Origin of the sequence: Paenibacillus salivarius, from assembly GCF_051307165.1 — a bacterium.
Classification (GTDB): Bacteria; Bacillota; Bacilli; order Paenibacillales; family Paenibacillaceae; genus Fontibacillus.
Window position 1 is genome coordinate 3,869,522 of sequence record NZ_CP195592.1, and the last position, 12,440, is coordinate 3,881,961.

Consider the following 12,440-nt stretch of genomic DNA (forward strand, 5'->3'; position numbering starts at 1 on the left):
AGCGCTGCTGTTTATGCTTCCCCTTTTGTTGGCCGCCAACTCCCGCTAGAAATCCTCATAAATATTGGAGTACTGCTTATAATAATGGGACACCCGCTGTACATAATGCCTTGTTTCAACGAAGGGAATATCTTCGGCGGTCTCAAGCCGGCCGTCCCAACGTCCGCTATTGATCCAATTTTTCACATTGGTCGGTCCTGCGTTATAAGCGGCGATTACTTTAATCATATTTCCGTCGAATTGCTCGGAAAGCCACTTTAAATACCATGTTCCGATCTGAATATTCACAGCGGGTTCCACTTTTAAACGATCTAGGGGCACATCTTCCATTTTAGCCTTTTCAACAATCCACTTTGCCGTATCGGGCATGATCTGCATAATGCCTAGAGCACCTTTTCTTGATTCGGCCTCCGAATTATATTTAGACTCCACCTTGATAATCGCCGCTACCATAAACGGGTCCAAATCATTATTCCGGGCATGCAGCCGGATTTCTTCTTTATAATAAATCGGATAAATCAGTGTGAGCCATGCGGAATTAAAAAATAGGAAAACGATAAATCCGAGGAGCAGCAGAAGCAGCACCCTTTTTTTCCTGAGCCACCTCATGCTAAACCTTTACTGCGCCAGAAGTCGTCTATTTGAAGTTCTGTTTCTTCCCTTCCCAGACTGTTATCAATCAAAATATCCGCCTTCTCTCTTTTCATTTCGATGTCCATTTGCGCCCGAAGCCTTGCTTCAGCTTCTTCGAGGGACAGGTCGTCCCTTTCCATCAATCGCTTAAGCTGCAAGTTTCGCGGAACATAAACCACCATAATCTCGTCATAAAGCACTTCCAGCCCCGACTCATATAACAATGGAATATCCGCAACGACGAGCCGGTGGGGGTTTGCCGCTTCCAGTTCGGACATCCGCCGTTTCATCTCCTGGCGAATCGCCGGATGCGTGATCGCTTCCAGCGCTTTTCGTTCGCCCGGATCGGAGAACACGATGGCGCCCAATTTTTTGCGGTTAAGCTGTCCGTCCGGGAGCAGTACGGTCTGTCCAAAATGCTCGGCTACCTTGGCAAGTACGGGATGACCGGGCTCCATGATTTCCCTGGCAATAACGTCTGCGTCGATCAAAGCGGCCCCCCGCTTCACCAACATTTGTGATACCGTGCTTTTACCGGTTGCAATTCCTCCGGTTAACCCGATATTCATCGTCTCACTCCATTTCCGGATTTGCGGTTCGCTGATTTGGACGGAGCCGAAGGCTGGCAGCCCGAACAAAAATGCGTTCCCCGCCCCCCAACCACCGTCTTCACCAAAGGTTGTCCGCAATTGAGGCAGGGCTCTCCCTCACGTCCGTAAACTTTGAGCGAATGCTGAAACATTCCCATTTCTCCCTGACCGTTAACGTAGGACTTTATGGATGAGCCCCCGGCTTCCACCGCTTCGCGGAGAGTAGCCAGAATCGCATCATAGAGCCTGTCCAGCTCCTCGGAAGAGAGCGTGTTCGCCGTCCGCTCGGGATGAATCCCCGCGCGGAACAGCGCTTCATCCACATAAATATTCCCTAGTCCAACAACATATTCCTGGTTGAGCAGCGCGGGTTTGATTTTCGTCGTCCGCTTGGCGATCGCTTTCCGGAATGCCTCCGGCGTAAATGATTCGTCCAACGGCTCCAGTCCCAGTTTGACCAGCGGTTTATAAATAAATTCTTCCCCGGGAAGAAATAAATGCATCGTTCCGAACTGGCGAACGTCCTTATACCGCAGTTCCGTCCCGTCCGTAAAATGAAAAATGACATGCGTGTGCTTTTCAACGGGATCGCCGCTTTGGTACAGTCCGTATCGCCCTTCCATCCGCAGATGGGAGACCAATACAATTCCGTCCATAATAATCCGCAGAAACTTGCCCCTGCGGCCGACTTCTAAAATGCGGTGACCCGCAAGTTCCATTTCGAACCGTCTGATATCGTCAGGCCGTTGAATAATCCGCGCCAGCGATACCGTTACCGATTGAATCGTTTTGCCGACAATTAACCCGGTCAATGTTCGTCTGACCGTCTCTACCTCCGGTAATTCCGGCATGGGTGTTTCACCTCGATTTTATCTTAATTACACTGATTAACCGGAAAACTTCCCTCTAATTTCGCAGGAAATCGTCGAAATCCAATATTAAAGGGAAATCCTCCCGTTAATTCCGCTGAAAACACGCTTAACTCCTCAAAACTCGCCTTTTAACAGGAACTTTTCCCTCTATTTCGAATGATCATGCTAAATCTTCAAAAATAGCGGGAGAATTTCCAGCTAACTTTTCCATGTCATCGGTATCTTGCCGTTCGTAGCGCCTTGCCTATTCAGTCTTATATCTTCAAAATATGTTTTGAAATTATAAGCTTCAATCAAGATTTAAAAATCGGATTTTCAGCACCGAGAAGGTTGGATGAAGACGGGACTGAGGAGCGGAGCGTAGGCAAACCTACGTGAGCACCGGAAGGCCCGTCTGAATTCAAGATTCGACGCCGAATATGCTTCGTGAGTTACTTCGTGATAAGAAAAACAATTGTCGATGTAAATTCTAAGCAGACAGACCGCGTTCAGCGGTAGTTTTTCTTGCGATATAAGGAAGCCCCACACGGATGCCTATTCAGTCTTATATCTTCAAAATTCGATTTTTAAATTTCCTCTACCTACTTGGCTTCGTACCAGTTGGAGCCGCTGCTTACTTCCGCCTTCAACGGTACCGAAAGCGAGAGCGCCTTTTCCATGGTCTCCGGCACCAGCTTGGACATGATCTCAAGCTCCTCCGGCGGCACTTCGAAAACAAGTTCGTCATGCACCTGCAAAAGCATGCGGCTCTTCAAGCCATGGCTCCGAAGCGCCTCGTCCATCCGCACCATCGCGAGCTTGATAATATCCGCCGCGGTGCCCTGGATCGGCGTATTCATCGCCGTTCTCTCCGCAAAAGAGCGGAGATTAAAGTTGGAGGCGTTGATTTCCGGCAAATACCGTCTGCGCTCCAGCAGCGTCTTCACGTAACCGTCACGCTTGGCGTCGCGCACGATATCGTCCATGTATTTGCGAACCCCTTCGAAAGCGTCGAAATACTGGTCGATAAACCGTGCCGCTTCTTTTCGGGTAATGTTCAGGTTTTGGGACAAGCCGTAATCGCTGATCCCGTAAACGATGCCGAAATTGACCGCCTTGGCGGAACGGCGCATGTTGGCATCCACTTGATCCGCCGGAACGCCGAACACGTCCATCGCCGTCTTCGTATGAATGTCCATATCGTGCAAAAATGCTTCCTGCAGGCCGTGATCCCCCGAAATATGCGCAAGCACGCGAAGCTCGATCTGGGAATAGTCGGCACCTAAAATAAACCAGCCTTCCTCGGAAGGTACGAAAACTTTCCGGATCTTCCGGCCTTCCTCCATACGGATCGGGATGTTCTGCAGGTTCGGGAACTGGCTGCTGAGTCTGCCGGTGGCCGCGATCGTCTGGCGGAAATACGTATGAACCTTGCCGGTATCTCCGTTGATTTCCTTCAGCAATCCTTCCACATACGTCGATTGAAGCTTGGCCAACTGGCGGTACTCCAGGATATGCTGGACGATTTCATTGTAAGGCGCGAGCTTTTCCAGCACCTCGGCGTCCGTCGAGTAACCGGTCTTCGTCTTTTTGATGACGGGGAGGCCCAGTTTGTCGAACAAAATTTCCCCGAGCTGCTTCGGCGAATTCAGATTGAATTCCTGCCCGGCGATTTCGTAAATATGCGACACAAGCTTGTTGATCTGCGTTTCGAATTCCTTGCCCAGTTCGACCAGGTCATCACGGTTGACCGCAATCCCTTGCTTCTCCATGTCGGCCAGTATCCGGGACAACGGCATCTCCAAATCATAGAAAAGAGATTTCATCTCGTTCTTTTCCAGCTCCGCCTGTTGAATCGGAATCAGCTTCATCATCGCCTCGCTCTTACGGGCAAGATGATGACTCAACGTGGCTTCATCGGGAACTTTGAACTTTGCGCCTTTCCCGTAAACATCCTCATCGGATGCCAGGCGGGGCAAGCCGTATTTGGCGACGAGCGCGCTCACGGTCTGATCGCTTTCCGTCGGATCCAGCAAGTACGCGGCAAGATGAACGTCAAAGTCCGCGCCGGCGAATGCGATTCCGTGCCAATGAAGAACGAGATCGGTCCGGTGCAAATCATACCCCCGTTTGGCTACCTTATCGTTGCCGAGCCACTCGGTAATCGGTTCGGCCTCCGCACTCTTCAAAAACTCGGGGGATATATAAAAGTGACGCTCTTTTGTCGATAATACCAAGCCCATGAGGTTAGCATGATGCGGATTTTCTCCGGCCGACTCCACGTACAATACTTCCATTTGGGGTAAAAGCCCGATAAGCTCCGGCATGGCGGCGGCATCCACGACGGTGACTTCCACCTCCGCGGCCGGTTCTTCCGAAACTTCCTCTCCCCCGGCTTCGCCCGTGAAGGACAAACGCTCAAGCAGGGATTTGAATTCCAGCTTGCGAAGCATCGGCACCGCCGTTGCTTCACGGATGCCGCTGAAGTTCATATCCTCCCAGGAACGCTCGACAGGGACCTCGCGGAAGATCGTCGCAAGCCGTTTGCTCATCCGGGCATCCTCGGCATGATTCACCAGATTTTCTTTCATCTTCCCTTTCAGCTCGTCCGTATGAGCCAGCACTTCCTCCACGGAACCGAACTGGTGAAGAAGCTTCAGGGCCGTCTTTTCGCCGACACCGGGCACCCCCGGAATGTTATCGGAGGCGTCGCCCATCAACCCCTTCAAATCGATGATTTGCAGAGGGGTAAGCCCGTATTTCTCCTTGATTTCATCCGGACCGTAGGGCTCGACTTCACTGATCCCTTTCCGTGTCAGGGCGACGGTAACCTTATCGCTGACGACCTGAAGCATGTCCTTGTCTCCTGTTACGACAAGCACTTCGCGTCCGGATTCTTCTCCTTGTCTGCTGATCGTACCGATGATGTCATCCGCCTCGTAACCGGGCAGTTCAAACCAGGCAATGCCGAAGCTTTCGAGCAGCTCGCGCATCAGCGGAAATTGCTCGGTCAACTCCTGCGGAGTCTTCTCCCGGCCGCCCTTGTATTCCTGATAACCTTCATGGCGAAACGTTTCCTTCCCTGCGTCGAAAGCGACCAAAATATGGGTCGGCTTCTCCTCCTGGATCAGACGCAGCAGCATATTCGTAAATCCGTAGACGGCGTTCGTGTGCAGACCGCTGGAATTCGTCAGCGGCGGCATCGCAAAAAAAGCGCGGTAAATCACGCTATTGCCATCAATAAGAATCAATTTTTCCATATGACACCTCGTCCTTCAGCATACTCCTTCCCCTATTCTAACACATGGGGGCCTATTATAAAAAAATAAAAACGCCGGATATTCCGGCGTCTTCGAGTGTTCTTCACTATAACTCCTACTGGTTCAAATCCGGACGATGTCCGGTAACGAGATAAACGGCGCTTTCCCCGATATTCGTCGCATGGTCGGCGATCCGTTCGATGTACCGGCCGACCAAAGTCAAGAGCATGGCCTGCTGCAGCGATTCGGGATGACCCGCCATATGCGCATACAAATCGCGAATGATCTGGCTGTACAAATGGTCGACTTCATCATCGTCCTTGGCCATTTTGTAAGCCAAATCCGTATTTTCATCAAGATAGGACTGGAGCGACTCCTGCACCATCGTAACGACGAGTTCCGCCATTTTCGGAATATCGACAAGGGGCTTGATCAAGGTTTGGCCTTCGAGGCGCATCGTCACCTTGGCAATATCGATCGCCAAGTCGCCCATTCGTTCCAAGTCGCTCGAGATTTTGAAGGCAACGATGATGCGGCGCAAATCTTTGGCAACCGGCTGCTGGGTCACAATCAGTCTCGAGCCGATCTCCATGACCTGCTCCTCCATCTGGTTCAGGAGGATGTCTCTCGCCACGATTTCCTTGGCTTTTTGGACATCCAAAGCCTGAAGCACGGCGATCGATTCCTTCAGCGCATTCTCCACATGCTCACCCATTTGCCGGAGCAATTGACGCAAATCCTCAAGGTTCTGGTCAAACTCTTTTCTTTGAATCATCTTAAGCTGCCTCCTCCTATTAACCGAAACGGCCGGAAATATAGTCTTCGGTGCGGGAATCCCGCGGTGTAGAGAACAATGTTCTCGTATCGTCCGCTTCCACGATTTCCCCGTTCAAAAAAAAGACGGTCCGATCCGAAATTCGCGCCGCCTGATGCATGTTATGCGTAACCATAACGAGCGTATACTTCTTTTTCAATTCCTGAACGAGTTCTTCAATTTTTAAAGTGGAGATGGGATCCAAAGCGGACGTGGCTTCATCCATCAACAAAATTTGCGGCTGAACCGCGATGGCGCGGGCGATGCACAACCGCTGCTGCTGTCCTCCCGACAAGCTCAGGGCGGAACGCTTCAGGAAATCCTTGACCTCGTCCCAAAGCACCGCCTGCCGAAGGCTCATCTCCACGATTTCGTCCAGTTCGGCTTTATTTTTCGTCCCATGCAATCTCGGACCGTAGGCTACATTGTCATAGATCGATTTCGGAAAAGGATTGGGCTGCTGGAATACCATACCGACCTGCTTGCGCAGCGTTTCAACCTGAACGTCCCCGCCATAGATTTCCGTCCCGGAAATTTTTACCGAACCTTCGATGCGAGTGGCTGGAATCATATCGTTCATCCGGTTCAGCGTTCTGAGCAGCGTCGATTTTCCGCACCCGGACGGGCCGATAAACGCAGTGATCGCTTTTTCCGGAATGTCGAGCGATACACTCTTTAGAGCATGAAACTGGTCGTAGTACAAATTCAATTTCTCAATATGAATAATAGATGTCATGTCATATCTCCCACCAGCAAGACTTAATGTTAGGCAAATAGGTACATGACGATTTTACCCTTTCTATGTAAAAAAGAATGAGCTTAATTGTTAACGCAATGTAAAAATTACCCCGTATTAGTTGGCGGAAAGCCTGCTTAATTCCTCCCTGACCAGGCCGGTGGTCTTGGCCGCGGCTTCCGCGGAGATCACGACTTCCCTTCCCCGCATTTCCGTCTGATACGCGGATTCCACCAATAATTCGAAGGTTTCCCCGGCTTTGTTCACCCTTTTCTGGCTGTCCTCCATTTCCCGGACCGTGGAAACCGCGGTGTCCGCCGTTTGGTTTACCAGCCCGGCAATGAGCTTAACGGATTGATCGATCTCGTCGGACATCCGCTTCGTCTGCATCGCCAGCTTCCGCACTTCTGCGGCCACGACCGCAAATCCCCGGCCATGCTCCCCGGCGTGCGCCGCCTCGATGGAAGCGTTCATCGCCAGCATCCCGCTTTGATCCGCAAGCATCCGGATCCGGGCGGCAACCCTGGAAATATCCTCCGCACGTTCGGTAAGCTCGGTAACCTGCTTGGCTTGCGACCCGGTCATGGCAACCACTCTGTCGAATGAAGCCTTGACCGTTTCCAATTCCTCCCTGCCCGCGGAAGCGAGACCGGTCATCCTTCCGGATTCCGTCAGGCTGCGCTTGGACGCCTCCGAAGCCGCTTCGACCGATGTTTCGATTTCCATCACCCGGCTTCGGCTTTCCGCGACCGCCGCTCTGCGGGCTTCTTCCGCTTTCCGCTGCAATGCTCTGGACAACGCCATCAGATCCTGAACGGTCAAAACCCCTTGAACCATGCCATGCTGCGTAATAATCAGACAATCGTAAAATTGAATGCCCTCCCGGTTCAAGGCCGCATCCAGCAAATCCGCCGCCGGAACGGACAACTCGAATACGAGGGGGGCCCGCTCGGCAAATTCCAGTGCCGGACGTTCATAGAACAAATCCGCCGCAAACCGGCCCGCCAAATGGCGATAGAACGTATCGCGCATGATCAGGCCGACCGGCCGGCCCGCTTCGCCGATGACGATGCAGGGAAATTCCGGATCCGCTTGAAACATGCGCAGGACCTCAAGACATGATTGCCTTGTCCCGATGACCGGGACGCTGCGGCAATACTCGGCCGCCTCCGCCCTGCTTTCGACACTCCGTTCAAGAACTGCCTGATGACTCATCTCGACCACTCCCATATCATAAGACGATTTTGTCAAAATGATATCCTAAAAGTGTAATGGGAGTGTTTTCAGGACTAAAGTCCTATGTAAATTAAAAACAGCCCATCATTCGAATTAATGATGGACTGTTTTTTTCTTGTTGACAACGAGCTTGTATCCTACGCCGCGAATCGAATCGATATAAACAGAGCCCGGATCGAGCTCCAGCTTTTTGCGGAGGGAGCTGACATGAACGTCGACCGTTCGCTGGCCGCCGATATAATCGAATCCCCAAACCGCGTTCATCAAATCGTCCCGGGTCATGACGACCCCGGGCTTACGCGCCAAATAAAGCAGCACTTCAAATTCCTTAGGTCTTAAGGTAATCTGTTCTCCGTTCAGCGTAACTTCGTATTTTTCCGGGTAAACCGTCAATGGTCCAAGCGTAATCTGGGCTTCCGTATGCGCCGGAACCGTCTCCCGATCCTCTTGTCCGTTGGAGCGCCGGAGTACGGCCGCTACCCGGGCAAGCAGCTCGGCAACGCCAAAAGGTTTGGTAATATAATCGTCCGCTCCGGATTTCAGTCCTTCGACAACCTCTTCTTCCGCATTTTTGGCCGTCAAGATGATAATCGGAGTTTTCACGCCTTCCCCACGCAGCTTGGACATGATTTCAAATCCGTTCATGCCTGGAAGCATCAGGTCCAGCAAAATCAAATCGAATTCCTGCTGCATCGCCGTATCGAATCCGGTTTGACCGTGCTCGGCTACGACCACCTGGTACCCCTCGCTCGTCAGATTGTAAGACAACAGCCTTGAAAGCGTCGGTTCATCTTCAATTACCAATAGTCGCTGCGTCATAATAACCCCCATTTTTTCAAATGTTGCCTGTCAGTAAACTTTCTCATCAAACAAGCCAAGCATAACACGGAAATGTTAACGGGGTGTAAAAATATTAAAAGTGCTGCATGACCGGCAATTCCACGATAAAGGAGGAACCTTCCCCGACTTTACTCTCGACGCGGATCGTGCCGTGATGAACCTCAACGAGATGCTTGACGATGGACAATCCTAACCCGGTTCCGCCGGAGCTGCGGGATCTCGCCTTGTCGACGCGATAAAACCGTTCGAAAATCCGCGGCAAATCCTTTTTCGGAATTCCGATTCCCGTGTCGTTGACCGTAACGCGAACTTTTTCCCCTTCGACATCGTCGCCGATGACCTCTAGGTCAATCTTGACCCTTCCGCCCTCCAACGTATAACTGATCGCATTCGAAAGCAGGTTCATGAAAATTTGGGTCAGCCGGTCTTCATCGCCTTCAATAAACAGATGTTCCGGAATGTCCTGAACCAGCGTTATCGACTTTTTGGCCGCGGAAGGCCGAAGCATTTCAAAAATGCCGTCAAAAAGCTCCTTCAGGTGAACGGGGGCATATTCCAGCGGAACGCGCTTCGATTCGATCTTGGACAGTTCCAAAATATCGCCGATAAGCCGGTTTAACCGTTCCCCTTCATCATGGATAATTTGCAAAAACGACCGCTCCGTCTCCCGGTCCTCGACACCCCCGGACAAGAGCGTTTCGGCAAACCCTTTTACCGCGGCAATCGGGGTTTTCAGCTCGTGGGAAACATTGGCAACAAATTCGCTTCGCATTTTTTCGAGCCGCCGGATGTCCGTCACGTCCTGAAGGAGAAACAGCATCCCCCGATAGCTTCCGTCATCTTCGAACATCGGAACCCCGTCGAATTGCAGAATCCGTTCCTCCGGGTCGTACACCGTCCGTTCTTCGCGAAGGAGTTCCTTGCTATCGATACCTTGCTCCATAAACTTCATGAACTCATAGTTACGCTTCAGATCCTGGTATGATCTGCCTAAAATCTGATCGCCGCGGATATGCAGAATCCGTTCGGCTTCACGGTTGATCAAGGCCACGTTGCCATAGCAATCCACCATCAAAATGCCGCCGGTCATATTCGCAAGCACGCTCTGCATCAAATCCTCATTGTCATGGATCACTTTAAGCTGCTGCTGCAGGCTGTCGGCCATCCCGTTGATCGCCTGGCCCAATTGCCCGATCTCGTCGCGCCGGTCCAGATTGACCCGGGCATCGTAATCCAGCCCAGAGATCCGGTTTGCCACCCTGGTGATGTGCTCCAGCGGTCTGGTCAGCCCCCCGGCAACCCGGTAGCTGACCAGCGCCGCGGCCATAAACAGAATCAGCAGGCTGCCCGCCATCAGGTACCAGCCTTTATTCAACTCTTTACCGACGGCCTCGAGGCTCATCGACAGCCGGATAAATCCGTCGAATCCGTCATCCGATGTGACATGGCGGGCCACATAAAGCATATCCTGGCCGATCGTATCGCTATAACGGATGGCGCTGCCGACGGCATCTTCGCCCGCCGACCGGATTTCCTCGCGGCCTTTATGATTATCCATCTCGGTCGGCAGCATTTCCGAATCGCCGATGACCGTGCCGTCCAGATCGATAAACGTGATCCTGGAGTCCGTCAGCTTCTCGAGCTCCCTGGCTTTTGCCGTATAATAATCTGCCGCTTCGGCACTGTCCGTGGGAATAAAAGCAAACGTACTCTCCAGCAAATCTATTTCCCGGGACATATTTTCTTCCAGGGCGCGGATGTGGGAATCCTTGAACACTTGCGCCATGGTCAGGCCGGCCGCGAGCATGGAGACCCCGATCAGGCACATCAGGATCAGGATCAAACGGGTGCGGAACGTTTTCATCCTATTTGAACACCGCTTCTTTAAAAGCCGACAGCTTTTCCAGGGACGCTTTTTCAACGCCTGCATGCAAACTTTCACCATGGGAATCCATCGTTACGATTGCCGCAAATCCCTCAACCTCAAGATGCCACATCGCCTCAGGAATGCCGAATTCCATGAAATCGACCCCGTTTACCTTTTGGATGCATTCCGCGTAGTATTGGGCAGCTCCCCCGATGGCGTTCAAATACACGCCGCCATGTTCCTTCAAAGCGGCAAGCGTCTTCGGTCCCATGCCGCCCTTGCCGATGACCGCGCGAATGCCGAATTTCTTGATGATGTCCCCCTGATAAGGTTCCTCACGGATACTCGTCGTCGGCCCGGCCGCTTTCACGTGCCAGCCGTCCTCGTCCTTCAGCATCACGGGCCCGCAATGGTAAATGACCGCGCCGTTCAAGTCGACCGGAGCGTCATGATCCATCAGGTATTTGTGCAGCGCATCGCGTCCGGTGTGCATCTCGCCTTGAATGATGACCACGTCGCCAACGCGCAGGCTGCGGATCTGCTCTTCCGAAATCGGCGTTTGCAGCACGATTTCGCGTCCCTTGGACGGTGTTCCGGCTGCCGCGGTTTCCGCATCGTCCGCAAGCTCATCCATCGCCACTTCGCTGCCGGAAGGATACAGCCAGCCCAGATTCTCCCCGGTCACGGCGTCGAGCTTGACGCCTTGACGACGGAATGCCCAACAGTTGTACGCCACCGACACGAAAAAGCTTGCCGGCAAACGGTTCGCCGTGCCGATTTTGCATCCGAGCAGCGTAACTTCGCCGCCGAAGCCCATCGTACCGATGCCGAGCTGGTTGGCCGTCTCCAGAATATAGCGTTCCAGCTTGTCGAGATCCGGGTTCGGATTCACGTCGTCCACCGGGCGGAACAACTGCTGCTTGGCCAGCTCATAACCGGTGGTACGGTCCCCGCCGATGCCGACGCCGATGAAGCCGGCGCTGCAGCCTTGCCCCTGTGCCTGATACACCGCATGCAAGATGCATTTGCGGATGCCGTCCAAATCCCGTCCTGCGCGTCCCAGTCCTTCCAGTTCGGCCGGAAGGCTGTACTGGATATTTTTATTTTCACACCCGCCGCCCTTTAGGATCAGCCTCATATCGATGTAATCTTCTTCCCACTGTTCAAAATGGATCACCGGGGTTCCCGCGCCGAGATTATCGCCGCTGTTCTCGCCGGTCAGCGAGTCGACCGAATTGGGCCGCAGCTTGCCTTCCTTCGTCGCGCGTTGGATCGCCGCTTTAATCGCTTTCTTGAGCTCAATCTGGTTAACGCCGACTGGAGTATGCACGATAAACGTCGGCATGCCGGTATCCTGACAGATCGGCGAGACTTGTTCCTCGGCCATGTTGATGTTCCGGGTAATCGTCGACAGCGCCAAGCCGGCCCGGGTGGCCTTGTTTTCCAGGGCACGTCCCCGGTTAACCGCCCGGCGCACATCGCCTGGCAAATTCGTCGAAGTTTCCACAATTAATTGGTATACGCTTTCTTCAAAATGCTGCATGCTTCAAGTACCCCTCTCTCGTCTTCGAATACGTTGAAATGCTGTGTATCGTACGTTGGATTGCGGATAG

At 52.6% G+C, this 12,440-nt stretch carries 10 protein-coding genes; all 10 read right to left on the reverse strand.

All coding sequences use genetic code 11. From position 1 onward, the window contains the following. Positions 1 to 45: 45 nt before the first annotated feature. The 10 genes from ACSFXJ_RS17895 to ACSFXJ_RS17940 all read right to left on the reverse strand — a co-directional run bounded on the left by ACSFXJ_RS17895 (position 46) and on the right by ACSFXJ_RS17940 (position 12,370). Positions 46 to 609, reverse strand: coding sequence for a lytic transglycosylase domain-containing protein (locus tag ACSFXJ_RS17895; RefSeq protein ID WP_435921772.1), 564 nt, complete (start codon positions 607 to 609; stop codon positions 46 to 48). Beyond that, positions 606 to 1,202, reverse strand: coding sequence for a dephospho-CoA kinase (gene coaE / locus ACSFXJ_RS17900; RefSeq protein WP_435921773.1), 597 nt, complete (start codon positions 1,200 to 1,202; stop codon positions 606 to 608). The genes ACSFXJ_RS17895 and coaE overlap by 4 nt, the downstream gene beginning before the upstream one ends. Further along, on the reverse strand, positions 1,199 to 2,074 hold the full coding sequence (gene mutM, locus ACSFXJ_RS17905) for a DNA-formamidopyrimidine glycosylase (RefSeq protein ID WP_435921774.1): 876 nt from the start codon (positions 2,072 to 2,074) through the stop codon (positions 1,199 to 1,201). Before mutM ends, coaE begins: the two co-directional genes overlap by 4 nt. 602 nt (positions 2,075 to 2,676) lie before the next feature. Beyond that, complete coding sequence (polA, locus tag ACSFXJ_RS17910; protein ID WP_435921775.1) at positions 2,677 to 5,334, reverse strand: DNA polymerase I; 2,658 nt, start codon at positions 5,332 to 5,334, stop codon at positions 2,677 to 2,679. Positions 5,335 to 5,449: 115 nt separating this feature from the next. Next, entirely contained in the window at positions 5,450 to 6,109 is a 660-nt protein-coding gene (gene phoU / locus ACSFXJ_RS17915) for a phosphate signaling complex protein PhoU (RefSeq protein WP_435921776.1), read from the reverse strand. A gap of 19 nt (positions 6,110 to 6,128) precedes the next feature. Next, positions 6,129 to 6,884, reverse strand: a complete 756-nt coding sequence (gene pstB / locus ACSFXJ_RS17920; protein WP_435921777.1) for a phosphate ABC transporter ATP-binding protein PstB — start codon at positions 6,882 to 6,884, stop codon at positions 6,129 to 6,131. Between the two features lie 117 nt (positions 6,885 to 7,001). Next, positions 7,002 to 8,099: a methyl-accepting chemotaxis protein gene (locus tag ACSFXJ_RS17925; RefSeq protein WP_435921778.1), complete on the reverse strand. Its 1,098-nt coding sequence runs from the start codon at positions 8,097 to 8,099 to the stop codon at positions 7,002 to 7,004. A gap of 114 nt (positions 8,100 to 8,213) precedes the next feature. Next, positions 8,214 to 8,939 carry a response regulator transcription factor gene (locus ACSFXJ_RS17930; RefSeq protein WP_435921779.1) on the reverse strand — a complete coding sequence of 242 codons (726 nt, stop codon included), beginning with the start codon at positions 8,937 to 8,939 and terminating at the stop codon, positions 8,214 to 8,216. A gap of 94 nt (positions 8,940 to 9,033) precedes the next feature. Further along, the gene (pnpS, locus tag ACSFXJ_RS17935; RefSeq protein ID WP_435921780.1) at positions 9,034 to 10,824 is read right to left on the reverse strand and encodes a two-component system histidine kinase PnpS; all 1,791 of its coding nucleotides are present in this window, start codon (positions 10,822 to 10,824) and stop codon (positions 9,034 to 9,036) included. A 1-nt stretch (position 10,825) separates the two neighbouring features. Beyond that, the gene (locus ACSFXJ_RS17940; RefSeq protein ID WP_435921781.1) at positions 10,826 to 12,370 is read right to left on the reverse strand and encodes a fumarate hydratase; all 1,545 of its coding nucleotides are present in this window, start codon (positions 12,368 to 12,370) and stop codon (positions 10,826 to 10,828) included. Positions 12,371 to 12,440: the final 70 nt, after the last annotated feature.